Source organism: Curtobacterium sp. SP.BCp, from assembly GCF_051903255.1.
Lineage (GTDB): Bacteria > Actinomycetota > Actinomycetes > Actinomycetales > Microbacteriaceae > Curtobacterium.
In genome coordinates, this window is sequence record NZ_CP194338.1 from 2,086,091 (window position 1) to 2,112,131 (window position 26,041).

General features: G+C 71.9%; 18 protein-coding genes. 2 read left to right on the forward strand and 16 right to left on the reverse strand.

Annotated features, from left to right (window positions below; all coding sequences use genetic code 11):
* Nucleotides 1–33: 33 nt before the first annotated feature.
* From ispG to ACRQ4C_RS10040, 7 genes are all read right to left on the reverse strand, one after another.
* Nucleotides 34–1,167 (reverse strand): flavodoxin-dependent (E)-4-hydroxy-3-methylbut-2-enyl-diphosphate synthase, encoded by a 1,134-nt coding sequence (ispG, locus tag ACRQ4C_RS10010; protein ID WP_439690894.1) that lies wholly within the window; start codon nucleotides 1,165–1,167, stop codon nucleotides 34–36.
* 123 nt (nucleotides 1,168–1,290) lie between these two features.
* Nucleotides 1,291–1,845 carry a cysteine hydrolase family protein gene (locus tag ACRQ4C_RS10015; RefSeq protein ID WP_439688554.1) on the reverse strand — a complete coding sequence of 185 codons (555 nt, stop codon included), beginning with the start codon at nucleotides 1,843–1,845 and terminating at the stop codon, nucleotides 1,291–1,293.
* Nucleotides 1,842–3,284, reverse strand: coding sequence for a purine-cytosine permease family protein (locus ACRQ4C_RS10020; RefSeq protein WP_439688555.1), 1,443 nt, complete (start codon nucleotides 3,282–3,284; stop codon nucleotides 1,842–1,844). The genes ACRQ4C_RS10015 and ACRQ4C_RS10020 overlap by 4 nt, the downstream gene beginning before the upstream one ends.
* 35 nt (nucleotides 3,285–3,319) lie before the next feature.
* Nucleotides 3,320–4,654 carry a M50 family metallopeptidase gene (locus tag ACRQ4C_RS10025; protein ID WP_290131591.1) on the reverse strand — a complete coding sequence of 445 codons (1,335 nt, stop codon included), beginning with the start codon at nucleotides 4,652–4,654 and terminating at the stop codon, nucleotides 3,320–3,322.
* 130 nt (nucleotides 4,655–4,784) lie between these two features.
* Complete coding sequence (gene dxr / locus ACRQ4C_RS10030; RefSeq protein WP_439688556.1) at nucleotides 4,785–5,918, reverse strand: 1-deoxy-D-xylulose-5-phosphate reductoisomerase; 1,134 nt, start codon at nucleotides 5,916–5,918, stop codon at nucleotides 4,785–4,787.
* Nucleotides 5,919–5,928: 10 nt separating this feature from the next.
* On the reverse strand, nucleotides 5,929–6,906 hold the full coding sequence (locus ACRQ4C_RS10035; RefSeq protein ID WP_439688557.1) for an FKBP-type peptidyl-prolyl cis-trans isomerase: 978 nt from the start codon (nucleotides 6,904–6,906) through the stop codon (nucleotides 5,929–5,931).
* A gap of 6 nt (nucleotides 6,907–6,912) precedes the next feature.
* Nucleotides 6,913–7,410 (reverse strand): OsmC family protein, encoded by a 498-nt coding sequence (locus ACRQ4C_RS10040; RefSeq protein WP_439688558.1) that lies wholly within the window; start codon nucleotides 7,408–7,410, stop codon nucleotides 6,913–6,915.
* Nucleotides 7,411–7,472: 62 nt separating this feature from the next.
* Between ACRQ4C_RS10040 and ACRQ4C_RS10045 the strand changes: the two genes are divergently transcribed.
* Both ACRQ4C_RS10045 and ACRQ4C_RS10050 read left to right on the forward strand, forming a co-directional pair.
* Nucleotides 7,473–8,444 carry an asparaginase gene (locus ACRQ4C_RS10045; protein ID WP_439688559.1) on the forward strand — a complete coding sequence of 324 codons (972 nt, stop codon included), beginning with the start codon at nucleotides 7,473–7,475 and terminating at the stop codon, nucleotides 8,442–8,444.
* Between the two features lie 184 nt (nucleotides 8,445–8,628).
* Nucleotides 8,629–8,931 carry a hypothetical protein gene (locus tag ACRQ4C_RS10050; RefSeq protein ID WP_439688560.1) on the forward strand — a complete coding sequence of 101 codons (303 nt, stop codon included), beginning with the start codon at nucleotides 8,629–8,631 and terminating at the stop codon, nucleotides 8,929–8,931.
* A gap of 336 nt (nucleotides 8,932–9,267) precedes the next feature.
* Here the strand turns inward: ACRQ4C_RS10050 and ACRQ4C_RS10055 are convergent, their stop codons facing one another.
* The 9 genes from ACRQ4C_RS10055 to ACRQ4C_RS10095 all read right to left on the reverse strand — a co-directional run bounded on the left by ACRQ4C_RS10055 (nucleotide 9,268) and on the right by ACRQ4C_RS10095 (nucleotide 25,979).
* The gene (locus ACRQ4C_RS10055; RefSeq protein WP_439688561.1) at nucleotides 9,268–11,256 is read right to left on the reverse strand and encodes a zinc-ribbon domain-containing protein; all 1,989 of its coding nucleotides are present in this window, start codon (nucleotides 11,254–11,256) and stop codon (nucleotides 9,268–9,270) included.
* Complete coding sequence (locus ACRQ4C_RS10060; RefSeq protein WP_439688562.1) at nucleotides 11,253–13,628, reverse strand: DUF3488 and transglutaminase-like domain-containing protein; 2,376 nt, start codon at nucleotides 13,626–13,628, stop codon at nucleotides 11,253–11,255. The genes ACRQ4C_RS10055 and ACRQ4C_RS10060 overlap by 4 nt, the downstream gene beginning before the upstream one ends.
* A 116-nt stretch (nucleotides 13,629–13,744) precedes the next feature.
* Nucleotides 13,745–15,157 carry a DUF58 domain-containing protein gene (locus tag ACRQ4C_RS10065; protein WP_439688563.1) on the reverse strand — a complete coding sequence of 471 codons (1,413 nt, stop codon included), beginning with the start codon at nucleotides 15,155–15,157 and terminating at the stop codon, nucleotides 13,745–13,747.
* Complete coding sequence (locus ACRQ4C_RS10070) at nucleotides 15,154–16,125, reverse strand: AAA family ATPase (RefSeq protein WP_439688564.1); 972 nt, start codon at nucleotides 16,123–16,125, stop codon at nucleotides 15,154–15,156. The genes ACRQ4C_RS10065 and ACRQ4C_RS10070 overlap by 4 nt, the downstream gene beginning before the upstream one ends.
* A gap of 77 nt (nucleotides 16,126–16,202) precedes the next feature.
* Entirely contained in the window at nucleotides 16,203–22,049 is a 5,847-nt protein-coding gene (locus tag ACRQ4C_RS10075) for an Ig-like domain-containing protein (protein ID WP_439688565.1), read from the reverse strand.
* On the reverse strand, nucleotides 22,046–23,458 hold the full coding sequence (locus tag ACRQ4C_RS10080; RefSeq protein WP_439688566.1) for a serine/threonine-protein kinase: 1,413 nt from the start codon (nucleotides 23,456–23,458) through the stop codon (nucleotides 22,046–22,048). The genes ACRQ4C_RS10075 and ACRQ4C_RS10080 overlap by 4 nt, the downstream gene beginning before the upstream one ends.
* 128 nt (nucleotides 23,459–23,586) lie before the next feature.
* On the reverse strand, nucleotides 23,587–24,408 hold the full coding sequence (locus ACRQ4C_RS10085; RefSeq protein ID WP_439688567.1) for a PP2C family protein-serine/threonine phosphatase: 822 nt from the start codon (nucleotides 24,406–24,408) through the stop codon (nucleotides 23,587–23,589).
* 52 nt (nucleotides 24,409–24,460) lie between these two features.
* Nucleotides 24,461–25,363, reverse strand: a complete 903-nt coding sequence (locus ACRQ4C_RS10090; RefSeq protein ID WP_439688568.1) for an FHA domain-containing protein — start codon at nucleotides 25,361–25,363, stop codon at nucleotides 24,461–24,463.
* Nucleotides 25,364–25,418: 55 nt separating this feature from the next.
* Complete coding sequence (locus ACRQ4C_RS10095; protein ID WP_439688569.1) at nucleotides 25,419–25,979, reverse strand: hypothetical protein; 561 nt, start codon at nucleotides 25,977–25,979, stop codon at nucleotides 25,419–25,421.
* Nucleotides 25,980–26,041 lie beyond the last annotated feature (62 nt).

Sequence of the window (26,041 nt, forward strand, 5' to 3'; positions counted from 1 at the left end):
AGCGGAGCGTGCCCGTCGGTCAGGCAGTGACCGCTACGGCGTCGTGATGACCTGGACGGAACCGGTGGCGGCCGCGGGACCCATCTCGTCGGCGAGGCGGTTCGCCTCCTCGATGAGGGTCTGGACGATCTCACGCTCGGGCACGGTCTTGATGACCTCGCCCTTGACGAAGATCTGGCCCTTGCCGTTGCCCGACGCGACGCCGAGGTCGGCCTCGCGGGCCTCACCGGGGCCGTTCACGACGCAGCCCATGACGGCGACGCGGAGCGGGACGGTCATGCCCTCGAGCCCCTTCGTGACGTCGTTCGCGAGCTGGTAGACGTCGACCTGCGCGCGGCCGCAGCTCGGGCACGAGACGATCTCGAGCTTGCGCTCACGGAGGTTGAGCGACTGCAGGATCTGCAGGCCGACCTTCACCTCCTGCACGGGCGGCGCGGAGAGCGAGACGCGGATGGTGTCGCCGATGCCCTCGGCCAGCAGGATGCCGAACGCCGTGGCGCTCTTGATGGTGCCCTGGAACTCCGGGCCGGCCTCGGTCACGCCGAGGTGCAGCGGCCAGTCGCCCGCCGCGGCGAGCTGCCGGTACGCCTTGACCATGACGATCGGGTCGTTGTGCTTGACCGAGATCTTGAAGTCGTGGAAGTCGTGCTCCTCGAAGAGGCTCGCTTCCCACACGGCCGACTCGACGAGCGCCTCGGGGGTGGCCTTGCCGTACTTCTGCAGCAGGCTCGGCTCGAGCGACCCCGCGTTCACGCCGATGCGGAGCGAGACGCCGGCCTCCTTCGCAGCCTTGGCGATCGCGCCGACCTGGTCGTCGAACTTCCGGATGTTGCCCGGGTTCACGCGGACCGCGGCGCACCCGGCGTCGATGGCCTGGAAGACGTACTTCGGCTGGAAGTGGATGTCGGCGATGACCGGGATCTGCGACTTCTTCGCGATGATCGGCAGCGCGTCGGCATCGTCCTGGCTCGGGACGGCGACGCGGACGATGTCACAGCCGGACGCGGTGAGCTCGGCGATCTGCTGCAGCGTCGCGTTGATGTTCGTCGTGGGCGTCGTCGTCATCGACTGCACGGAGACCGGTGCGTCACCGCCCACGAGGACCTTGCCGACCCGGATCTGCCGCGACCTGCGACGCGGGCTCAGGGTTTCGGGGACTTTCGGCAGACCGAGGTTCACTGCTGGCACGGTCGTCACTCTACGCGGTCGCGGTGACGCGACCGCCGCCGTCTCACAGGCGGGACGCGGGCGGCGTCAGCTGCGCGCAGACGCCCGTCACGTCGGCCGCGCTCAGAGGTCGTTCGCGGAGTCGACCACCGTGATCAGCGGCGCGTACAGCCGCATCGCCGCGAGAGCACGCTCGTGGTCCTCGTCGCTCGCACCCGCGCAGGCGTCCGCGACGACCGTGACCTTCGCACCGGCGTCCGCCGCCGCGAGCGCGGTCGACAGGACGCAGCAGTCGGTGGAGACACCGGTCAGCACCAGGTGCGGGTGGTCGCCGACGACGGCCTGGAGGCCCGTCCCCCACTTGCCGAACGTCGGTTCCGTCACGACAGGGTCGCCGCGGTCGGCAGCTGCGGTCGCGAAGGGCTCGGTCAGCGCGTACAGCGGGTCGGCGTCGGGCACGAGGGCGAACGGCCAGTCGCGGTAGTACGGCACCCACGCACCCTCGGGCCGCTCGGGCGCGACGAACCGGGTGAAGACGGTCCGACCGGTGAAGCGGGGCAGCAGGTGCTCGATCGCCATCCCGGCGTGGGCGTACCGCGGTGCAGCCCAGGGACTCTCCCCCGTGAAGACCTCCTGCATGTCGACGACGACGAGACAGGCGTCGTCGGTCACCGTCATGCGCGGTCCTCCTGGCGGCGCACGGCTCCGGCCGAGAACAGGAGTGTGCCGAGGAAGCCGACGAGCAGCGCGACGAGGACGCCGAGGTTCGCGTACGCCCACGCGCCCTCACGGCCACCGAGCCCGAACGGCCCGAGCAGGTACCCCTGCCAGGCGAGCCACCCTGGCCCGGACAGGGTGACGAGTCCCCAGCCGAGTGCGGTCCCGACGACGATGAGGGCGACCGCGCTCCACCGCACGTCGCCGTAGCGACCGCGTCGGTCCTCGAGCTCGGCTTCGGCGTAGTCACGGCGGCGCAGTAGGACGTCGGCGACGAAGACCCCGGCCCAGGCCGCGATCGGGACGCCGAGCGTGATCAGGAACGATTGGAACGGCTGGAGGAAGGTCCCGGCGAAGAACACGACGTACACGGCTCCGATGACCATCACCACACCGTCCACCCCGGCCGCGACCGGCCGCGGGATGCGCACGCCCGCGCTGAGCAGCGCGAGCCCAGACGAGTAGATGTCGAGCACCGCACCACCCACGATGCCGAGGATCGCGACGACCGCGAACGGGATGAGGAACCAGACGGGCAGGATCGTCGTGAGCGCGCCGATCGGATCGTTCTGGATCGCGGTGTTCAGCTCCTTCGACGACCCGGCGAGCAGGACGCCGAAGACGACCAGGAGCGCCGGTGCGAGGGCCCCGCCGAACGTGGTCCATCCGACCACCCCGCGGGTGGAGGCCGTCCGCGGGAGGTACCGCGAGTAGTCGGCGGCTGCGTTGACCCAACCGAGGCCGAACCCGGTCATCACGAGCACGAGGGCCCCGATGACCTGCTGGACACTGCCCGCCGGCAGCGCGGCGATCGCGGCGAAGTCGATCGAGGGAACCGCGAGGACCACGTAGACGACCGTGAGCACGGCGGTGATCACGGTGATCCACGTCTGCAGCCGCATGATGACGTCGAAGCCAGCGATCCCGGCACCGACGACGAGCGCGGCGACGACGATGAGGGCGACGACCTTCGTCAGCACGCCGCCGTCCCACCCGAGCTCACGGAACACGGTCGACGTGGCGAGCACGGCCAGGGCTGCCAGCGCGGTCTCCCACCCGACCGTGAGCACCCAGCTCAGGAACGACGGCAACCGGTTGCCGCGGACACCGAACGCCGCACGGCTGAGCACCATCGTCGGGGCGGACCCACGCTTGCCCGCGATGGCGACGACGCCGCACAGCAGGAACGAGAACGCGACGCCGACGACCGTGATGATCGTCGCCTGCCAGAACGAGATGCCGAACCCGAGCACGAACGAGCCGTAGCTCAGTCCGAGCACCGAGATGTTCGCGGCGAACCACGGCCAGAACAGCCCGCGGGGCGTGCCCTTCCGGTCGGCCTCGGCGATGACGTCGGTCCCCTGGCGCTCGACCGTGCGGACTTCCGGAGCAGTGCTCATGGGTGGAAGCGTAGTGCGCGGCCGCGGCGCCGTCGCTACCCGAAGAGGTTCACGGGGCGCACGATGTCGGCGTAGATGAGCAGGGCGCTCATCCCGGCGAGGAGCACCACGACCACCATCGTGAGCGGCATCGTCTTCGCGAGGTCGATCGGACCCGGGTCCGCCTTGCCGACGAGCTTGAACGACCGGCGCTTCACGGCCTCCCACAGCGCACCCGCGATGTGCCCGCCGTCGAGCGGCAGGAGCGGCACCATGTTGAGGACGAACAGGCCGATGTTCAGCGACGCGAGCAGGCCGAGGATCGTGTACGCCTTGTCGACGACCGGCACGCCGGACATCGACGACACCTCGCCGATCGCACGGCCGACGCCGACGACCGACACCGGGCTGTCCTGCGACCGGGCCTGCGAGCCGAACGCCGCGTTCCACACCGCGACCAAGCGCTGCGGCAGGTCGATGATGAGGTGCGCGGACGCGGAGATCTGCGCGCCCGTCGCCGGGAGGACCGCGGCGGGCGACTGCCGGACGAGCGACTGGCCGATGCTGACGCCGACGACACCGACCTGCTGCGTCTTCGTCGTGCCGTCCTCGTTCTTGGCGACGGTGCCGTCGGACAGGTAGACGTCGCGCGTGGCGCGGACGGGCGTGATCTCGAGGGTCTTCCGCTCGCCGTCCCGCTCGACCACGACCGTGAGCTCCTTGCCGGCGCTCTTCTGGAACGCCGACGACACCTCGGCGATGGTCGGGTCGGACTTCCCGTCGACCGAGAGCACGACGTCACCGGACTCGATGCCCGCCTGCTTCGCCGGGGACACCGCGTCGCCCGAGGTGCACGTCGTCGTCTGGCTGTTCGGCAGCACGCAACCGACGCTCGACGTGAACGTCGTCGTCGGCGCCCCGAAGCCGCAGAGCAGCACGCCGAAGAGCACGATCCCGATGACCAGGTTCATCGCTGGGCCGGCGACCATGACGATGATCCGCTTCCACGGGGTCAGTCGGTAGAACGCCCGCGAGTCGTCCCCGCCGGACTCCGCGATCTGTTCGGCACTGGCCTGCCGGGCGTCCTGCACGAACGCCCCGTACATGCCCGTGTTCGTGATCGCGTTCGGCCTCCCGGACGCCCGCGGCTTGAGCATGCCGACCATCGAGATGTAGCCGCCGAGCAGGATCGGGCGGATGCCGTACTCGGTCTCGCCCCGCTTGAACGACCAGATCGCCTTGCCGAAGCCGAGCGAGTACTGCGTCACCTTCACGTTGAAGAGCTTCGCGAAGGAGAGGTGCCCGAGCTCGTGGAGTCCGATCGAGACCAGCAGGCCGACGATGAAGACGACCACGCCGAGGACGAAGAGCAGGACGGATTCGACGGTCACCGGGAAAGGGTACGGGACGCTTCCCAAGACGGAGCCGAGCGCTCTCTGAGAGGCTCACCGTGCCTCCAGGCAGGGTCGGTCACCTCCGGTGCTGCCCCGCCGACGTCGCAGCCGGGAGGCACGGTGCGGGTCAGCGCGTCAGCGCGCGGTCCGCTGCGGCGCGCGCCCAGCGCTCCGCTGCCAGCACGCCCTCGAGGGAGGACTCCCCCATCGCGTGCTCGTCGACGATCCGCTCGACGGTGTCGACGATGTCGAGGAAGCCGATCGCACCCGCGTGGAAAGCTGCGACGGCCTGCTCGTTCGCGGCGTTGAACACCGCCGGGAAGGTGCCGCCGGCCTCGCCGACGCGCTTCGCGAGCGCCACCGCGCCGAACGCGTCCGCATCGAGGGGCTCGAACGTCCACGTGCTCGCGGTGGTCCAGTCGAGCGGCACGCCGACGCCGGGCACCCGGTCCGGCCAGGCCAGACCGAGCGCGATCGGGAGCCGCATGTCGGGCGGGGAGGCCTGCGCGATCGTCGAGCCATCGACGAACTCGACCATCGAGTGCACGATCGACTGGGCGTGCACGGTGACGTCGATGCGGTCGTAGGGGACGTCGAAGAGCAGGTGGGCCTCGATGACCTCGAGACCCTTGTTCACGAGCGTCGCCGAGTTCGTCGTGACGACGAGCCCCATGTCCCACGTCGGGTGGGCGAGCGCCTGCGCGGGCGTGACGTCACGGAGCTCGGCACGCGAGCGTCCCCGGAACGGGCCGCCGCTCGCGGTGAGGACGAGGCGGCGGACCTCGTCGGCGGAGCCGGAGCGCAGCGCCTGCGCGATCGCGGAGTGCTCGCTGTCCACCGGGACGATCTGCCCGGGGCGCGCGGCCGCCTGCACGAGCGGACCGCCGACGATGAGGCTCTCCTTGTTGGCGAGGGCGAGCGTCGCGCCGGAATCGAGGGCGGCGAGGGTCGGGCCGAGACCGACCGACCCGGTGATCCCGTTGAGGACCACGTCGGCCTCGACGCTGCGGACGAGGCGCTCGGAGTCCTCGGCGCCGAAGGCGGTGTCGCGGACGCCGAAGCGATCCGCCTGCTGCGCCACGATGTCGCGGTTGCTGCCCGCGGTGAGGCCGACGACCTCGAAGCGGTCCGGGTTCCGCTCGACGACGTCGAGGGCCTGGGTGCCGATCGATCCGGTGCTGCCGAGGATGACGATCCGGCGCTTGGCGGGCTGCTCGGTGGCGGGTTGCTCGGTGGCGGGTTGCTCGGTGGCCGGCTGCATGGCGGTCGACTCAGCCGAGGGCGAGGATGTCCACGACGAACACGAGGGGCGCGTTCGCCGGGATGCCCGACCCCTCGGGCGGGTTCGCACCGTAGGCGTCGGCCGCCGTCGTGACGATGAGCACCTGCGAGCCGACCTTCTGGCCGACGAGCCCGGTGACGAAGCCCTTGATGAGCTGGCCCTCGGACACCGTGAACGTGGTCGGCACGCCCTTCGACCACGACGAGTCGAACTCCTTGCCGCCCTGCAGCGTCACGCCCTTGTACTGCACGAGCGCCGTGTCGCCGTCCTTGATGGCCTGGCCGTCGCCCTGCTTGAGGACCTCGACCTCGGTCTTCGACGGAGCCTTCGCACCGGACGGCACCGTGATCTGCGGCTCGCCGTCGGCCTTGTCCTCGACGGTCGGCAGCGCCGGGTCCTGCTGCTGCGGGGTGCCGGTGGCCTTGGTCGGGATCTTCGACACGATGTCCGCGACCACGACGACGTCCCCGCCGGTGTTGAAGCCGATCGCAGAGGACTGCCCGACGGTCACGACGCGATCGCCGACCTTCGAGCAGGCGAGGATCGCGCCGAACCCGCTTCCGCCCACCGAAAGGGCCTGCGGGTTGCCGGTGTCGAAGCCGACGCTGCCGAGCTTGGACGCGTCCTTCGCCTGGTACACGCTGTACGACACCTGTGCGTAGTCGCCCGACTTCAGCGAGGCGCCGTCGCCCTTGACCGCGACCGTCATCTGGGGCTCCGACGCGCTGAGGCCCTTGGCGAACGACACCTTCGGAGCCGTCCCGCCGCCGACCGCACCGGAGACCTTCACCGAGTCGGACGCCTTGCCCGGGTCCGGGCAGGACGTGATCGCGGCGGCGCTCGCACTCGCGCTGGACGTCGCGCTCGGCGACGAGGAGGCGCTCCCCGATCCGGAGCCGGAGCAGGCGGCGAGGCCCAGCACGACGGCGGGGACCAGGGCGATCGGGAGCAGGCGGAGACGCTTCACGGGACCTTAGTCTGCCGCACCCGCCGATGAGTCCCCTGCGAGGACCCGGATCTCGGGCTCGTGGTGGACGGGGAACGCAACGGAGCGCGCGATGAAGCACAGGCGGTTGGCCTCGGCGTGGGCTGCGGCGGCGTCCTCGACCCGGTCTGCCTCGCGGATGGTCACGACCGGGTGCAGCGTCGTCTCCGTGAGCTCCCCGGAGCCGTCGCGGTTGAGGTTGAGGCTCGCGGTCGCGCGGTCCTCGTAGGCCACGACCGTGAAGCCCTGCTGCACGGCGACGTGCAGGTAGCTCAGCATGTGGCACTGCGCGAGGGCGGCGACGACGAGCTCCTCGGGGTTCCAGCGGTCGCGGTCGCCGCGGAAGGTGGGGTCGGCGGAGCCGGCGAGGTCGTGCTTGCCCGTGGCGGAGACGACGTGGTCGCGACCGTAGTCGCGGTAGCCGCTCGTCCCGGAGCCGCGGTCCCCGGTCCAACGGACGGACACGACGTAGGAGTGGTCGGACACGTGTGGCTCCTCGTGGCGGTGGTGGCTCTGGTGACCCTGGCCGCGCGCTCTAGCATTGCGGCATGACTGAGCGCCATCCTCTCACCGCCGACGGATCCGTCGAACTCGCCGTCCTCGACCGCAACGGCTTCGACGAGAGCCGCCACGTCGGCGCGGGGGTGGTCGTCGCGGCCGACGGCACCGTCATCGACTCGGTCGGTGACGTCGCTGCCAGCATCTACCCGCGGTCGACGATGAAGCCGTTCCAGGCACTCGCGGTCCGACGTGCCGGCGCGTCGTTCTCGGACGAGGAACTCGTGCTCTCCACCGCGAGCCACGCCGGCACCGTCGCGCACCAGGCCGTGGCACAGCACATGCTCGAGTCGTTCGACCACGTCGAGGCGGACCTCGGTTGCCCGCCAGACATGCCCTTCGACCGGGCGACCGCCCGCACGATGGACCAGCCACGACGCCTGGCGATGAACTGCTCGGGCAAGCACGCCGCCATGCTCGCTGCCTGCCGCGTCAACGGCTGGGACGAGCAAACCTACCTCGACGTCGACCACCCGATGCAGCGCCTGGTCCGCTCAACCGTCGAGGAGTACACCTCGGAGACCGTCGACCTCGTCGGCACCGACGGGTGCGGCGCCCCGGTCTTCCCGCTCACGCTCACCGGCCTCGCCCGCGGTTTCGCGGCCGTGGTGGCCCGCGCCGACGACGACTCGGCGGCCCTGACCGATGCGGTGCTGGCACACCCGTGGGCGATCGACGGTGTGGGTCGGGCGAACACGGTGACCATCGAGCAGCTGGGGGTCCTCGCGAAGCTCGGCGCCGAGGGGGTCATGGTGATGGGACTGCCCGGCGGGGCGGCCGTCGCGGTGAAGACCCTCGACGGGGCACAGCGTGCGGGGACGCTGGCCGCACTCACGCTGCTCGAGCGCAACGGCCTGGTGAGCACCGAGGGCGTCGCCGGCGTCATGGCGGCGACCGGTGAGCAGGTGCTCGGCGGGGGTGTTCCGGTGGGGGCCGTCCGCGTCGGAGCCGGCCTGCGCTGAGCCGAGCATGCGGGCGCCGTCGGGCGCGCTCGCGCGTGTCCCGGTCCGCTCTGCTCGGCACTGCCGGGGGTTCGACGCTCGGCAGGACCGGGAGGATCCGCACCGCGCGGCCGTCGTCCGTCCGCGCGGTGCAGCCGGTGCACCCCACCGTGACCAGGAGGTCCGCTCGTGAAGGGACGTGACCGTGCTCGGCCACGAGGACGACCGTCCGCCTCGACCCCGTCCGCGCGTCGGTGCAGACGACCACCGCGGTGCCGTCCCCGGGTGCCGTGAGCCCGCCGGGGAGGTCGTCGCTGTCCCGGACCTCGGCCGCGGCGGCGCGGCACTGTACCGCGATGGCGCCGAACACCGCTCGTGCGAGGGCTCCGCGCCCGACGACGACGACGTGCGGCGCATCGGTCCGGACGGCGCGAGCGTCGCCGAGCGCGTGCCCGACGAGCACCGATCGCTCGTGGTCGACGGCGAGTGTTCCGACCGGGTCCGCTGACGCCCGGGGCTCGTCAGGTGTCGGTCCGGCGCTGGTCGACGACACCGCAGCCGACCATCCGGTCACCTCCGGCTTCGGCGCTGCCCGGGCACCGCGGCACAGCGCGCGATCCAACAACGCGAGGACCAGCCCGGCGCCGATCGCCGCCGCGCGAGCGACCCCGGACGTCGCCGCGAGCACGCCGAGGGCGACCAGCCCGAGCGCGCCGACAACGAGCACGGTCCGCGCCACGAGGAGTTCCACTCCCCCATCGCACCAGCGCACCGTCCGTCGTCGAACGCTCCGCGAACGGCTTGTGGAGGCCGGACCGACCGACCGCTCCGGTGCAGGAGGGGCCTACTGGACGAGGAAGAACTGCTCCCCGATGTCGACCCGGGCACCGCGCTCCACCCGGTAGCGGCGTCCGGGCTCACAGCGCCGGATCGACCCGTCGATGTGCCGCACGACGGTGCCGTTGCCGGAGAAACGATCGGACACCCAGAGGTCTCCACCGTCGCGACCGAGCTCGAGGTGCGTCTTGGACACCGACTTGCCCGGGTCGTGGACGGTCAGGAGGTCGTCGAACCGCTCACCCGGCTGCGGGCGGGGCAGGCGGCCGAGGAGTCCGGTGCCGTGGACGCCGAAGCGCTCCCCGGTGCTGAAGTGCAGCACGAAGGGCGCGTGGGTCGGGGTCTTCGACACGATCCGGGTCTCGTCGACGTCCGGCTCCTCGTCGGGTGCACTGGCGTCGTGAGTGGTGTCGTCGGAAGCCGTGCCGTCGGGTAGGCCGTCGTCGGGGGCGTCACCGTCGTCGGGAGCGTCACCGTCGGCGAGTTCGGCACCGGCGCTGGACGGGACCACCGGGCGGCCGAGCGGCGTCGCCGGGAGCTGCGTCGTCGGCGTGGGTTCCGGCAGCCCGGGGATGGGCGGGAGCGGCGCGGCCGTGGGGACGGGCGGCAACGGAGCCGAGGTCGGGGTCTGCCCGTCCGTGGCGACCGGTCCTGCCGTCGCCGACACGTCGGGGGTGTCGCCGTCCGGAGTCGGCGCCGCATGGAGTCCGCGCGGTCGGACGGCGGCGCGGAAGAGCTGGTCGTCGTCGTCCGCAGGTGAACCGCCGAGCGATGGCTCAGCGGCGACGGCCGGGTCGTGAACCACGTCCGCTGAACCGTCCGCTGTGCCGGTCGAGGTGTCCGTTCCGGTCGCGACCTCGTCGTGCTCGGCGACGGTGTCGCCCGCGTCGGCGGGTTCGTCACCGTCTGCGGCCCAGTCCGGGCGAGCGACGGGCAGCGGGACGATCGGGCCGGTGAACGCTGCCGTCACCGCGGGGCGCACGGCGCCGCACTCGCCGCAGAAGATGTCGTCGGGCTCGAGCGTGTGGCCGCACACGTGGCAGGTGGCTCCGGCGCTCCCGGGGCTGACGAGCGGTGTCGGCCGCTGGGTGGCGGGTCGCTGCGGGGCGGGCCGTCGGTCGACCAACGGCTCGACGACGGCAGTGTCCCCGGGCTGCGGCGGGGACGCCACGGGCGCGGGACGCTCAGGTTCTCCCTGCGTACCCCCGCTCCCGTCGTCGGAAAGGGTCGCGCGCTGGCTGTCCGCGGCGGCGTCGGAGTGCTCGGGCGCATCGTCCGTGCCGCCCCCGGGGGCGTGCGCCACGTCGGTCGACGACTCGGTCGGGGTGCTCTGGGCGGCCGAGTTGGACCGTCCGATCCACCACGACGGTGTCGACGGTTGTGCCGGGGCGGCCTCCCGAGCAGCAGGCGGCTGCCACGACGGAGCGTCCTGCTGCACCGGTGACTCCCACACGGGTGCCGTCGGCGGGGCCGTCGGCGCCTGGGGTGCCGTGCCGTCCGCGACCGCGCCGCGCCGCGCGCGCTCAGCGACCCGGGTGACCTCGGGATCGTCGTCGGTGGGGCCGGTCGTCGGCCGGGAGGCGAAGGCGTCCGGGTCGAGCGGGGGCTCGTCGATCGAGGCGCCGCCGGCGGTCGGCGTCCACGGCGTCGGCCCGGAGCCGGCGGCGTACGGATCGGTCGGCACCGAGCGCTGCGCTGGGTCGTCCGGACGGTGGACCGGTGTCGGCGCAGATGCCTGCTCGTCCTCGCGGTGCGAGCCCGTCAGCCACGCCCGGGTCGCCGGGTCGAGGGTCGCCTCGGGCAGCCAGGCGTCCGCAGCAGGGTCCGGGCGACGGCCGTGCACGTCGGGCTGGAGGAGCGGCGGCGGCGGTGCCTGTTCGACCGGTGCGGTGGCTGCCGGGAGTCGGCTCGCCGATGCCGTCACCGCACGTCCGCACTCACCGCAGAAGATCGCTCCGTCCGGGAGCGCCGAGCCGCAGTGTTCGCATCTGATCACGTGGTGCCTCTGTCCTCACTCGGCCGACCACCCTCGCGCTGGCGTCCACGAGGTCCGAACGGCCTCCGGCCATCGTAGTCACGTGACGTTCGACCACCCTTCGAGCCGACGGCTCCGACGATGCCCGTCACCGCGCCCCGACCGGCTGCAGCGACCCGCAGCGACCGGAGGGACACTGCGGACCGGAAGCGCTCTCGCCGGTTCCGTCCCGCGCGGAGGCTCGAGATCGCCTCGTCCGTCGCGGCCCACATCCGGTCGGCGGTCGGCGCGTCGACGTCGCTCGGCCCGAACACCGCGCGGTCCGCGAGTGCGGCGAGTCCGGGTCCGCCCTCCCCCGGCGCTCCCCGGACGCTCTCACGCCTCGTCGCCGACGGTTCGACGTCGTGTCCACGGTCCACCAGGGCATCGCGGTACTCGTCCCACGCGCCGACGACCCTTGCGCGCGGCGACGGGGCACGTCGTCGTCGCCGCCGTCGGAGACGCTTCACCAGGACGATCGCGGCGAAGGGCAGGAGCACGAGCGCGACCAGTCCGAGGACACCGAGTGCCCAGGGCAGCACGGCGAGCAGGATCTGCAACCACAGGGGCTGCACCGACGGTGTGTCGCGGTCGCTCTGCGGGGGCGTTTGCTGGTCCTGGTCTTGCTGGTCCGCGGGAGGCGGCGGCACGACCGTCTCCGGGCGTGTGACCGGCTTCGGCGTCTCCTGCTGCGCGTCCGGGATCTTGCGGACCGTCGGGTTCGGGTTGAGCATCACCCACCCCCACTGCGCCGTGTCGACCTCGATCCGAGCCGTCACGTCCGAACCGCGGAACGTCGTCGTCCCGCTGGTCGAGGACGACCCGGTACCGGAGTCACCGCCCTCGGTGAAGCCGAGCACCACCCGCGCGGGGAACCCGAGCTCCCGCGCCATGAGTGCGGCGGCGACGGCGTACTGCTCCTGGTCGCCGACCATGAGCGGCGACGTGAGGAGCTCGGTGATCCGGTCGGCGCCGTGACCGGATCGGCTCGCGCGGTCGTCGCCCACGCCGTGGCTCACGTAGCCGGTGCGCTTGAGCTCCTGCAGCATCGCGACGAGCTTCGCGCCGTCCGAGCCGGCGGCGTCCGTGTACGCGTCCGCGGTGTCCCGTACCGCGTCGGGCACGCCCTGGAGCGCCGGGACGTCCGCCGAGCCCGGCCGCGCCGACGAGAGCTGCTCTTCCGTCGGTTGATTGGGCAGCACCGCGGTGAGGTCGTAGGTCGTCCCCTCCGTCACCCCGCCCAACACGGCCCCGGTCCCGGTCGAGGCGTTGTAGAAGAACGACGTGCGGTCCCGGTCGGCCTGTCGCCCCGAGAAGTCGACCCGTTCGAGGTCGCCCACTGTCGGCAGCCAGACGCCGCGGTACCCCTCGACCGTCACCCCGACACGGACGGTCGTGCCGCGGACACCGCGCACGTCGACCGAGGTCGGCACGCGTTCGAAGGTCCCGGAGGCCGAGGCTCCGTCCGATCCGCCGACCCTGTACACGACACCGTCGTAGGTGTCGAGCGTCGCGATGCGGACGAAGCCGTCTTCCGGCAGCCCGGTCACCCGTAGCTGCGCAGCATCGGCTTCGTTGGTCTCCTCGTAGGCCCGGAACCCACTGAGCGGGCTCACGTAGTCGCGCGGGTCGAACGGCTTCACCACGTCGGTCCGCGCCACCGTACGACCGACCGAGGGCGGCGCGACGAGGCCCAGACCGGTCGCCACCACGGCGGCCGCCACGATCGTGCCCGTCCCGACGAGCGCCGGACGGAGCACCGACCGAGCGATCGGGACGCGGGCACCGATGGTCGAGGCCACCGCGACGGCCCGACGCGCGTGCCGCGCGGTCAGTGCCCACACCAGCGCGATGCCGGCAAGCGACACCGCCGTCACGACCGAGGTGTCGAGGCGGCTCGGCCCCACCACGATCCCGACGACGAAGAGGACGAGCGGCGCGACCGCGCCGAGTTCCTGCCGGGAGGCACGGGTCGCCACGCTCACGCCGGTCACGGTCACGACGAGTGCCGTGACGAAGTACGGGACGAGCAACGCCTCGTACGAGCCGACCGGCAGGCTGATGGTCACCAGCTGCTTCCAGCCGAGGGCGACGCCGGCGAAGAGGTCGAGCAGCCCCCCACCGGTGGGCAGGACCCCGTTCGCCTCGCCCGGCACCGCGGCGGGGACCCCGGTGAGCGCGAACGCCGCGACCGTCGCGATGCCCATGACCGGGGACGTCAGGCGGTACGCGGCGCCGAGGAGCGCGACCAGCGTGCCGGCCACGATCGCCGTGACCGCGGCGACGACCATGGCACCGTCGCGGTACACGGGCCACCACGACACGCTCGCCACCGCGACGAGCAGCCAGACCACGAGGGTCCCACCGACCAACCGCAGCGCGGAGATCCGGCGAGCACTTCGCCGGGCATCGCGACGCGCTGAGCCTCGAACGCGCACCGCGGGCGGCGCGGGAGCAGGAGCGGTGGCGCTCATGCGGCAGCCGATCGGTGCAGCGCATGGCGCAGGTCGTCCAGGTACCCGATGGTCATGACCGTCAGGCCCGCGACCCGCAGGAAGCGCGGCTGGGCCTCGGGCTCGCAGATGACCGCCACGACCTCGACCCCCACCGGGAACCGCGTCGCCGCGAGTCGGAGCGCTGGCAGCTCGACGGTCGACCCCACCACGAGGAACGCCACCGAGATGCCCGCGGTGTCGGTGCCCACGATGCGGGAGACCTCGGCGATCGGCAGACATGCCTCGGCCAGGCCGACGCGCGCGAAGTCGTCGAGGAGACGGGTGGGGGTCACCGTCGGCAGCGGGTGCACGGCGTACACCGGTCGCTTCGCGAACTCCGGCGTGCGCTCCGACACCACGACCGTGACGTCGCGGCCGTCCCGGATCGCCCGGGTGCCGAGCGACGCCGCGGCGCTCACCGCGAGCTCGAACTCATCGCCGTCCGCGAACTCCGCCCGCGAGACCCCGAGCGCGACGACGAGGTGCGAGCGCCGTGTGTCCTCGAACTGTCGGACCATGAGCGCGCCGGACTTCGCGGTCGACTTCCAGTGGATCGTGCGTGGGTCGTCGCCGGGCAGGTACTCGCGGATGGCGTGGAAGGCGATGTCGGCCGGCGACAGGTCCGTCGTCGCCTGGCCTTCGAGGTCCCTGACCAGACCCGTGCTCGTCGAGGGGATCGCGATCGTCCGGGGGTGCACGATGACCTGCTCCCGCGCCGTCCACACGATCTCCCGACGCACGAGCCCGACCGGGTCGGCGCGCACACCGGTCACGGGCCCCACGTCGAGCACCCCACGGCGGGTGGTCGGTACCGGGACCTCGCGTTCGAACGCCCCCTTCGCCGGAACCGCAGGGATCGCCACGTCGACGAGCCCGGGACCGACCGGGACCTCGACCGTGGTCGGCACGGACGGCAGGCGACCGGGGTTCTCCGCTGTCACGACGACGCCGGCCGGGTCCCCGACCGCGACCCGGTGCTGGGGCAGCCGCATGCGGATGAGGAGCCGCGAACGCCCGATCAGGGCGATCGCCGCGACCACGACGAGCAGCGCTCCGGCGAACCCGACGACGACGACCTCGCGGAGGCCGAGCCGGTACCCCGCGACGAACGCGACGAGCGTGAGCACCGCCACCGTCCAGCCCAAGCCGGTGACCACGGACGAGACCTCGCCCCAGGCGCGCTTGACGAGCCTCCAGGCCGATGCCCAGACCTGGACGAAGCCGACGACCGCGTCCGCTGCCACGCCCTCGCGGTCGCCGACCAGGCGCGTCCGGACGTTGGTCAGGCCGGCGACCGTCCCGGTGCGCTCGTAGGCGCCCGCGCCCCGACGCGACCGCGTCGAGGTTGGGCGACGCGAACGCGTCGAGACGGGCCGGCGTTCGGTCACGAGGAGACCCGGTCCGCGGGTGGCGGCGTCTCGACCAGCAGCTGCGACACGACGGCGTTCGCGCTGACGCCGTCGAACTCGGCCTCGGCGTCGAGCACCAGACGGTGCGCGAGCACCGGCACCGCGAGGGCCTTCACGTCGTCCGGCGTGACGTAGTGCCGACCGTTCAGCGCCGCGAAGACGCGCGAGGCACGCATGAGGCCCATCGCGCCGCGGACGCTGACGCCGAGACGGACCTCGCTGGCCGAGCGCGTCGCGTCGACCAGGCGGGCGACGTAGTCGGCGATCACCGCATCGACGTGGACCGACCGCGCGAGGGCGGCCATCTCCGTGATCGTCGCCGCGGGGACGACGCTCGCGAGCGGCACCGATGCCGAAGGAGCCGACGACGTCTCGAGGATCTTCACCGTGGCGGCGTGGTCGGGGTAGCCGATCGACGCCTTCATGAGGAACCGGTCGAGCTGCGCCTCCGGCAGACGGTACGTGCCGGCCTGCTCGACGGGGTTCTGCGTCGCGATGACCATGAACGGTGCAGCCAGGCGGTGGTTCACCCCGTCGACCGTGACCGCGGACTCCTCCATCGCCTCGAGGAGGGCGGACTGGGTCTTCGGGCTCGCGCGGTTGATCTCGTCAGCGAGCACGATGTTCGAGAACACCGGGCCGCGGTGGAAGTCGAACTCCTGCGTGCGCTGGTCGTAGACGCTGATGCCGGTGATGTCGCCGGGTAACAGGTCCGGCGTGAACTGGATGCGGTTCGTCGACCCCTGGACGCTCTGCGCCATGGCCCGGGCGAGGCTCGTCTTGCCGGTGCCGGGGACGTCCTCGAGCAGGAGGTGGCCCTCACTGAGCATCGCCGTGACCGCGAGGCGGATCACGAAGGTCTTCCCGAGGAGCACCTGCTCGATGTTGGTCACGATGCGGCCGGCGGCGTCGGCGAACCAGGTGGCCTGCTCCGAGGTCATGCTCATGCGGGGTCGTTCCTTCGGTGGTGAGTCGTGGGTCGTGTCGCGCTACTGGGAAGCGTAGGGCGTGATCGGCGCTGGGCTCAGTTGCCGGACTGGTCTTGGTTGTTTGGCGGCGTGACTTGCGCGAGATCGGAGTGGGCGGTCGTGGACAGCGCGTCGTTGCCGATGACCTTTGCCGTCACCTCAATCCGGACAGATTTCGCCCATGCCGGAACGACCGGGCCGGTGGTCCCAGTCCAGGGGTCGCTACGGCCTCCGATCAGCGGGCTGGCCGTCCCGTTGTCGTCGAGGTACCAGATCGCCGTGAACGACACGGCCACAGCACTCCCGTTCGCAGGGCCGTTGACCGTCAGCGCCGTGCCCACTTGTGCGATACCGACGGATGAATCGGTCCTCATTGCGGCTGCTGTCGTGGTCCACGAATTCGCGGCCGTCGCGCAGAAGGAGTCGTCGGGACCACCACATGCACTGAGGGTCACCGTCGAGGCGACTCCGAACTCGCTCCCTGGAGAGCCGACCCACGAAGCACCGGGCTGCAGCGAGACCGTGCCGTCGTCCGTGACGAGGCGATAGTGGTCGGCAGCCTGCGACGGAGCGGTGATCCGCACCAGCCACATGTCCCTCTGCGTCTGTTGGAGCACGACGCTCCCGGGCGGGGTGCTCGAGGGTCGCTGGAAGGTCTGAGCTGTCACGTAGGTTGCGCTGCAGAAGTAGCCGTTCCAGGCGACGACTGCGTACCGAGCACTCGTCCCTTGCACATCGGGATCTGTTGGTGGGTCACCTTGGAGCGGCGTCCGAGTCCGCAACACCGAGCAGTCAGGGTCGTTCGTCGCCGAGTAGGCGGCGAAGGTCGGAGGATTGCCTCCCGCTGCATCAGCGCCAGTCCAGGTGATCTGAACGGAAGCGTTCCCGTCGTTGTTCGCTGTCCTGCTACCGGTCGCGCGCACTCCGGTCGGATTCCCCGGGACACCGACGGCGACGCCCGTGGCGGTTCCCTCGTTCCACTGGACGACCGTGTTGTTCCGGTCCGCCCCGTTCCGCGCCGACACCGTCACGGTGTACTGCGCCCCGCTCTGCGCACCCCCGAACGACGTGCTCGTCGACGTGCCGGTGCTCTTCGTCGTCGAGATGCCCGGACCGCTGATCGTCACGACGTAGTTGTCCACCGCACTCCCGTTGTTGGGAGCGGGCACCGCGTTCCAGTTCACGTCGAGCTGGTTCGGCGTGTCCTGGTTCGGCTTCACGGTGATGCCCGTCGGCGGGGCGGGCACGTAGTCGGCGCTCATCGGCACGGACTGCGTCGACGGCGCACTGTCGCCGACGGCGTTCGTCGCGACCACCGAGAACCGGTAGGAGCCCTTCGGGTCGAGACCCTTGACCTGGCAGACCGTCGCGGTCCCGCAGTCCTTCGAGACGCCGTTCGTCCCGGTGACCCGGTAGCCCGTGATCGGCGAGTTGTTCGCCTGCGGAGTCGACCACGTGAGCGTGACCTGGCCGCCGTCGTAGGACCCCGTCCGGGTCGGGGCACCCGGCGCGTCGGGGACGTCCTGCACGGAGATCGTCACGTCGCCCCACACGTACCGGTCGGGGTCGTTCGTGGCATCGGCGACCTGGTACTGCAGGTGGGCGTCCACCGGCTTCGCAGTGTCCGACACTCGGACCTGGAGCCGCGACTTGTCGGCGCTCGGTGTCACGCTCACTCCGGCGGGCAGACCGCCGCCGAGTCCGCGGATGTCGACGACGCGGAGCCGCTCGCCCGGGAACGGGTTCGTCGGCTGGTCGTTCGCGAGCACGTCGATGGTGGTCGTCGCACCGCGCTTGGCGACGCTCGTGTCCGCGCCGGGTTGCACGAGGGGACGTGTCGACGCGACCACGGCCACGCTGACCGTCCCGGCACGGCCGGCGTTCGCGTCGTCGGCGACCCCGACGCCGATCGACGCGGTGGTGTCCTTCTCCGCGGTGTCGGCGACCTTCACGGTGAGCCGCTGCCCGGAGATCGTCGCTGACACGCCCTCCGCCGGCTGGCTCACGATCGAGTAGCGGAGCTCCGGTAGGTCCTTCGGGTAGGGGTAGTCGGTCAGCTTCGCGAGGTCGATCGTCCGCGACGACCCGGGCTCCATGTCGAGAGCGGACCCGGAGAACGCCGGCGGCTGGTTCGACCGCGGGAGCACCTTGATCGGGAGCACGAGCGTCGCGGTCCGACCCTTGCCCCCGTTGGCGGACGAGCCGTCCGTGACCTCGAACGAGATCGACGCGTTGCCGTAGTAGAGCTTCGCCGAGGTGAACTGCAGCGTCGAGGAGTCGACGACCAGGTCCTGCCCGTTCGCGTGCGTCGCCTTCACGGTGCCGTCGTCGGTGATCGTCGCGGTCCTGCCGTTCGCGGTGACGACGTAGTCCGACAGCGGGATCCGCACGGTCGACTCGCTCTTCACGGTGATGGCCGGTGCCGTGCGGTCGATCTGCGGCAGGGCGTCGTCGAAGCCCGGCACGTTGATGAAGCCGTAGGAGACGATGTCCGGTCGGTCCTTCCGAGCGACCGAGAACGGGATCACCTGGGACTCGTCCGTCAGCCGTACGACGATCCGCTCGTCGTCGGTGAGCCTCGCGGTGTCGCCGTACCCGTCGACGACACCGACGGTGAGGTCGGCTGCGGTGCCCTCGGCGAAGAAGACGTTCTTGAGCACGTCGACCGTGACGCTCTGCCGCCGGATGATGTCCTGCAGGTCGAGCGTCGTGTCGTCGACCTCCGGACGGAGGGGCTGCGCGTCCTTGTCGACCGTGACCGTCAGGAAGGCCGTGCTGGAGCCGCCGCTCTCGTTCGTCGCCGTGTACAGCACCGCGAAGTCGCCGCTCGTCGCGGACTTCGGCGGAGTGACCCGGATCTGCTGCCCGCGGAGGACCTTCGCCCGCACGGTGTCGTCGGTCGGCTCGGCCTTCGTGACCGTGAGCTGACCGCCCTCGGGGTCGGAGTCGTTCTGGAGGACGCGCACGGTCACGGACCCACCGGGCCGGATCGTCACGTGGTCGGCCTCGGCCACCGGGTTCGACGCCTGCTCGGCACGAGGGGCGATGCCGACACGGACGGTCCCCGTGGCACGGGCACCGAGGGCGTCCACCACGGTGTAGGTGAACTCGTCGGTACCCGCCGAGTAGTCGCCGGCCTCGTAGGTCAGCGAATCGGACGACACGTCGCTCACGGAGCCCTTGTCCGGGTTCGAGCCGACCCCGACGAGCTGCACCGAGTCGCCGTCCGGATCGATGCCGTTCAGCGGGATCGAGACCCGCACGGACCCGCCCGCCACCACGCGTGCGGTGACCGTCTGCGGAACCGGCGGGTTGTTCGTCGCCGTGTCCTTGTCACGGACCGAGATCGAGACCGTGGCGTCGGCGTACTGCCCGTCCGGACCGGCGACGCGGTACACCGCCGTGTAGCTGCCGGGGGTCTCCGGTGCGAGGTAGCGCAGGTGGTCGCCGGACACGAACAGCAGGCCGCCGTCGCCCGGGACGTTCTGCACGAGGTCCGGCTGCAGGGTGAGCGGCTCACCCTCGGGCTGCGTGTCGTTGTCGAGCACGGGGATGTTCGCCACGTCGCCGACGCGGACCGTGGCGGTGTCGGGTTGGGCGACCGGCGGCTGGACCCGGTCGGGTTTCGGGATCTCGACGACCGTGATGGTGCCGGTCGCGGAGGCCAGGCCGTTGGTCTCGGTGTACCCGAAGGTCACGGGCCCGCCGAGCGGCGCCGTGAGGGTGATGCGGACCGTGTGCTGGTCGAGGATGCTCGTCTGCACACCCGACGCGCGGTCGGGGGCGTCGAGAGCGGTGACGAGGAGGACGCCGCCCGCCGGGTCGATGTCGGTCGCGGTGACGTCGGTGTCCTTCGTCGAGAGCGTGTTGACGAACACCGTCTTCGGCGTGGTGATCGGCGGCGTCGAGGCGTCCGGCGGCGCCTGGATCGTGACGCGGACCACGCCGCTGGTCGTCTTCGATCCGTCGGTCACGGTGTACTCGAGCTGGTGGTCGCCCGCGCCGGCGCCGACCACGCGGAACGTGCCGGAGTCGTAGCTCGGCGTGATGGTGAGGCCCTTGGACGACGACACGCTCGTGAGCGTCACCGTGCCGTTGCCGCCCCGGACGTGGTCGAGCGGGTCGACGGTGAACGCCTTGCCCGCGTACCCAGCGACGGGGAACGCGTCGGCGTAGAGCGGCACGCTGCCGGCCTTCGCGACCGTGACGGTCAGGGAGCCGCGGCCGTCCGCCTGGCCGTCGCTCACGACGAGCTGCACGGAACGGTCGCCTGTGCGTCCGCTCTTGTTGCGGTAGTCCAGCAGGCCGTCAGGGGTCGTCGAGACGGTGTCGCCGTCGGCTGCGGTCGCGGACTTCAGGTACACCGGGTCGCCGTCGGGGTCGACCCAGTCGCCCAGGACGTTCGAGACGACGTGTCCGTTCTGCACGACGTTCGCGCTGGTGTCCCGGACCTGGCGGGGCGCGTCGTTCTCGGACGGTTGCCGGACCGAGACGGTGACGGTCGCGGTGTCCGATCCGCCATTGCCGTCGGTGATCGTGTAGGGGAACTTCACCGTGCCGCGAGCGCGGGAGGTCAACGTGATCTGGAGGCGCTGACCGTCGGCGACGATCGCGACGCGACCGATCGACTCGTCGATCTTCCCGACCTCCGAGACGATGATCGGGTCGCCGTTCGGGTCGTAGTCGTTGAGCAGGACCGGGAGGCTCGTGGTGCGTCCGGGACGCGCGCCCAGCGCGTCGTCGACCGCCACCGGCGGCTTCTGGTCCTTCTCGACCTCCGGGTCGTCGTCGGAGACCTGCTCCTGCTGCTGGTCGTCGTCCTTCTTGATCAGGTCGGACCAGTTGTCGATGAGCTGACCGCTCCGGTCGATGGCCCAGGACCGCCCGCTGTCGGGGTCGTTCGCGACCACCGTGCTGCCGTTGTGCAGGATCTGCAGGGCACCGCTGCTCGTCGCCTGCTCGAGGCGCTGCACCGCGCGGCCGTCACAGGTGTCGACCGCCTGTCCGCCGGCCCATGCACCGTAGACGCACGCACCGTCGACGTAGGGACGCGCCGCTCGACCCGAGACCGCGAGCGGGGTCGCGTCGACCGCCCCGGACGGCGACACCCGGACGATCCCGGCCGTCCCGGCGACCACCACGCTGTCCCCGTCGGTCGTGGAACGCTGCAACGCGGGCTGGGCACCGACCCGGTCACCCAGCTCGACGCGGTCGCCGTCGATGGCGAGGACCCCGTCGGTCCGGTCGAGCACCGCGACGTTGCGGCCGAACGCCGCGACCTGGAGGTCGTGGTCGGCGTCCATCCGGACGGACCACTTCTGTGCCACCGACACGGTGGTGCCGAGGTCGACGAGGGAGGCGGTCGAGGTCTTCGGGGAGTAGACCGCGACGTGGTCGTCGGAGGCGTCGAACACCGCGTCGGCGCCGAGCGTCAGGTCCGCCTTGCTCGACGCGTCGAAGTCGGCGAGGTCCGCGGCGGGCGTCGTCCAGAGCTCTCCCGTGTCCGCGTTCCCGATGACGGCCGACGACCCCGCGAAGAACACCTGCGGGGACCCGGCCGGCAGCGTCACCGGGTCGCCCACGGTGGCGTCCGTGACGTCCACCTTGGCGACCGTGCCCTTCGTCTGGTCGACGCTGTAGACCGTGGAGCCGCGCTGGAGGACGGCCAACTGGTCGGTGGAGGTCTCGACCGCCGTGTTGAGTTCGAGGACACCGGTGTTGGCTCGTCCGATCGCCCCGTACTGCGACGACGGGACCCACACGGTGCCGTCGCCGAGGTCGACCCGCTGCGTGTGGTACCCGCTCGACGTCACGGCGGCCGTGGCGACCACGGTACCGACCAACACCGACGCTGCGGTGGTGATCGCCGCCGAGCGGTGCTTCGCGAGGAAGCCGCGGATCACCGGCCGCTCCCGATGGTCGCGCAGCGCTGCGCACTCGCGACGCCGGTCTTCCCGTCACGGTTGACCGCGACCGAGATGCACTCCTCGTCGCCACGCTGCCCGGAGACCACGAAGCTCGTCCCGGACTGCTGGCTCGACGCGCCGCTGGACGACACGACGTAGGTGTCCCCGCTGTCGAGACCGGGATCGGACCAGCGGAACGTCACGGACGTGGCGGTCGTGGTGGCGCGGACGTCCGACACGACCGGGATCGCTCCGCTGCCGAGCCGACCCACCACGACGACGGTCGCCACGGCCAGCGCGGCCACGACCACGACGGTCAGGGATCCCGCCCACAGCAGGGTCGAGCGGCTCCGGCGTCGCGCACGGGTCGTCGATCCGGTGCGGTGCACGGTGCCGACGCTCTGCGCGCCGATCGCCGCGACCCCGCCCTGCACCGCGCGGCGCGCTCGACGACGACCGCCCAGGCGGGACGGCGGCTGGAGCCCGCGGATCATCGTGCGGTCGCCCTCGGGCGCCGGAGTGGCGATCGCCCAGGCCTCGACCGCGACGTCGGCCGAGGTCTGCGGGATGCCGAGTTCGGCTTCGACCTGCTGGAACCCGCGGACGAGCTCCAGCACGGTCGCCGGACGCTGCTGGGGCTTGCGGGACATCGCGGCCGCGAGCAGACGCTCGAGCGTCGGTGGGACGTCCGTGCGCCCCGTGGGCTTCACCCCGCCCTTGTCGATCCGGCTCATCAGGTCGCCGGCGCCGTTCTTGCCCCCGCGGACCTCGAAAGGGCTCCGACCGGCCAGGAGCGAGTAGACGGTGGCCGCGAGCGAGTACACCTCGGACTGGATGGTGCCGCGCGACTCGTCGCCCAGGACCTCCGGCGCGGACCACGGGATCGACATGCCGACGGGTTCGTCGGGGTCGGACTCCCCCACCGTCGCGGCGATGCCGAAGTCGGACAGCACCGGGTTGCCGTAGGCGGTGAGGAGGATGTTCGAGGGCTTGATGTCGCGGTGCAGGACACCCTCACGGTGGGCGGTCTCGAGGGCGGCACCGATGCGGATCCCGATCGCGAGCACCTCGGAGACGGGGATCGGCTCGCGCCGGTACCGATCGCTCAGTGACGACGAGCAGAGCTCCATCACGAGGTACGGCCGGCCGTCGGCGGCGACGCTGGCCTGGAACACGGTGAGGATGGACGGGTGGGTGCTCAGCCGGGCCATCAGGTTCGCCTCGGCCTGGAACATCTGGCGGACCCGGTCGTCGACGACCTCGTCCAGCAGCACCTTGACCGCGACCTTGCGACGGGGCATGTCCTGCTCGTAGAGGAAGACGTCCGCGAAGCCACCGGAGCCGAGGACGTGCACGGGGCTGAAGCCCGGGATCACGGGCGGGTCGGACGGCAGTCGTCGCGCCATGCTCCCCTCCTCCCCAGCCGTCGGACGGCCGGCACGCTCGTCACGGCCATGTCATTCTACGGAAGGCCCCCGACGCCCACCCGGGCACCCTGTGGACCCCACCAGCACGGACGACCCCAGTTCGGGGGTCAGTGTCGCGGCAGCGTGTCCTCGACGTCGCCGTCGTCGGGAGCGCCGTCGACCTGCAGCACGACCACGGTCACGTTGTCGCGGCCGCCCGCGACGACCGCGTCGCCGACCAGGCGCTCCGCGAGTTCCTGCGCACCCTCGACACGCGCCGCGATGCGCGCGATGCCGACGTCGCCGAGCTCCTTCGTGAGACCGTCCGAGCACACGATGTAGCGGTCTCCCTGCCGGAGCGGCAGCGTCCACCAGTCCGGCTCCGGCGGCTCACCGAACCCGACGGCTCGGGTGATGACGTTGCTGTCCGGGTGGCGCTCGGCGTCCTCGGCACGGAGGAGCCCGGCGTCGACCATCTCCTGCACGACCGAGTGGTCCACGGTCACGCGACGCATCACCCCGTCGTCGATCCGGTACGTCCGGGAGTCCCCGACGTTGAACACGAGCGCCGCCGGCTGACCCTCCGTCGCCACCAGCGCGATCCCGGTCACGGTCGTCCCCGCGCCGATCGCGTTGCCGCCCGCCGCCCGCTCGATGTCCGCGGTCGCGAGCAGGAGCGCACGCTGGATGCCCTGCCTGGTGGTGAACGGCTGCTCCGACACCTGCGCGAGGCGCCGGACGACGGCATCGCTCGCACGGTCACCGGCGAGGTGGCCACCCATCCCGTCGGCGACGACGAAGAACGGGGCGCCGACGATGTAGCTGTCCTCGTTGTGGTCGCGACGACGTCCGACGTCGGTCGCCGCTCCCCACGACAGGGTGAGGACGGCGCCGTCGGCACCGGGGACGTCGATGGCGTGCGCGTTGGCTGCTCGGCCGAGTTCGGTCACGTGTACTGGATCGCTCTCTGGGGGGTCGGGGGCACGGCGGTCAGGGAACCGGTCACGGCCAGTCCGGCGGGGCGGGGACGGGATCCGCGGGCGGCACCCGGAGGTGTGGCGAGAGGATCTCGACGGCGTTGCCGTCACCGATCTCGACAACCGTACCCGTCAGGACCACCGCTGACCCACCCGACGCCAGTCGGAACGGCTTCCCCGCGACCGGCCGGACGACGGTCCCGTTGGTCGACCGGAGGTCCTCGACCACGGCCGCTTCGCCCGACGCCTGCAGGAGCACGTGCGACGACGAGACCTGTCCCGACGCCGAGTGCACGGTGACGAGCAGGGGCTCGGGTCCGCACACGATCCGCGGCAGTGCGGGCCTCCGGCCCACGACCACCGGGCGATCGAGCCGCAGCACGTGGTCGCCGATCCGGACCGACGGCGTGCGGGTGGTCCGTGGCGCGTCGGCCTGTAGGCCCGGTGCCGGTCCGCCGCTCGGCCCCCGGTCCGCATCGGGTCGCGCTGGTGCGCCCCGGACGGCGTCGTCCGTCGCCGGACCCGGTCCGCCGCGGGGCGAGCGAGCGGGACGGACGACCGTGTCGTCGTCGGGTACCGCACGGGAGGACGTGTCACCGCTGCGGGTGCGAATGACGGTGTCGCCGAACGGGTCGTCCGAGCCGTCCGGCCTGGGGCGGATGACGGTGTCGCCGAACGGGTCGTCCGAGCCGTCCGGCCTGGGGCGGATGACCGTGTCGGCATCCGGCTCAGCCGAGCGGCGCCCGCGTGACCGGATGACCGTGTCGCCGAGGGGGTCGTCGCTGCCGGCGTCGACGTTGCCGGGGTGAACGCGACCGGTGTCGACGCTGCCGCGAGCGTCTCGACGGCGCCGGATGACCGTGACGTCGACGTCGTCGACACCGTCGGCGGTGCCGTGTCCTTCGTCAGCGGTGTCGTCGTCGCGCACCCGGCCCCTCCCTCGCTGCTGGTCCAACCGTAGACGATGCGGTCGGCCATGCGCGTCATCGCCGTTCCCACGTCGGCGCGACGTCGCACCGGACCATCCTCAGCACGAGCGACGCCAAGGGGTCGTCGGCCGCCGTCTCGAGCGCGTACACCGCCCGGGTCCGTGCCCGCTCGGCCGAACCGAGGCCCCAGGCAGACCAGGCGGCGACCGCCAACGCGCCCGCCGCGCCGCGGGCGCACCCGTGCGGATCGTGTCCGGCGCGCCACAGCCGCCAGGCCTCGGCTGCCCGGTCGCCCGCGGTGCGCAACCGTGCCCGGTCGGGCATCGGCCCCGCGCCGGTGAGTGCCGGCGGGAGCCGGTCGACGAACGCGTCGAACGGGACCGCCGTCCGCGGGTCGGGGTCGTTCGGGTCCGCGAGGTGCTCGAGGATGGCGAAGCGCGTCGCCAGCGCCGCGCACGACGTCAGCACCGCGACCGCGGCGAGTGGTGCGAGTGGCCGGTCGGCCGGGCCGTCCGTCAGGGCGGCGCAGGCCGCGCGCAGCGTCACCGCGGCAGCGATCTCACGCGGGTAGCGCACCGCTCGGTCGTGCTCGGATCGTGTCGTGGAGGGGATCATGCACGCCATCGAAGCGCGATCCGTGCCTCCAGGCCGGTCGTCCGCAGCCGCCCGTGGACGGC

What these genes read in the sequence shown, in the direction of transcription:
- ACRQ4C_RS10015 (WP_439688554.1), bottom strand. Translation starts at nt 1,845, where the DNA reads ATGACGGTGACCGACGACGCCTGTCTCGTCGTCGTCGACATGCAGGAG.
- ACRQ4C_RS10020 (WP_439688555.1), bottom strand. Translation starts at nt 3,284, where the DNA reads ATGAGCACTGCTCCGGAAGTCCGCACGGTCGAGCGCCAGGGGACCGAC.
- dxr (WP_439688556.1), bottom strand. Translation starts at nt 5,918, where the DNA reads ATGCAGCCGGCCACCGAGCAACCCGCCACCGAGCAACCCGCCACCGAG.
- ACRQ4C_RS10045 (WP_439688559.1), top strand. Translation starts at nt 7,473, where the DNA reads ATGACTGAGCGCCATCCTCTCACCGCCGACGGATCCGTCGAACTCGCC.
- ACRQ4C_RS10070 (WP_439688564.1), bottom strand. Translation starts at nt 16,125, where the DNA reads ATGAGCATGACCTCGGAGCAGGCCACCTGGTTCGCCGACGCCGCCGGC.
- ACRQ4C_RS10080 (WP_439688566.1), bottom strand. Translation starts at nt 23,458, where the DNA reads ATGGCGCGACGACTGCCGTCCGACCCGCCCGTGATCCCGGGCTTCAGC.
- ACRQ4C_RS10095 (WP_439688569.1), bottom strand. Translation starts at nt 25,979, where the DNA reads ATGATCCCCTCCACGACACGATCCGAGCACGACCGAGCGGTGCGCTAC.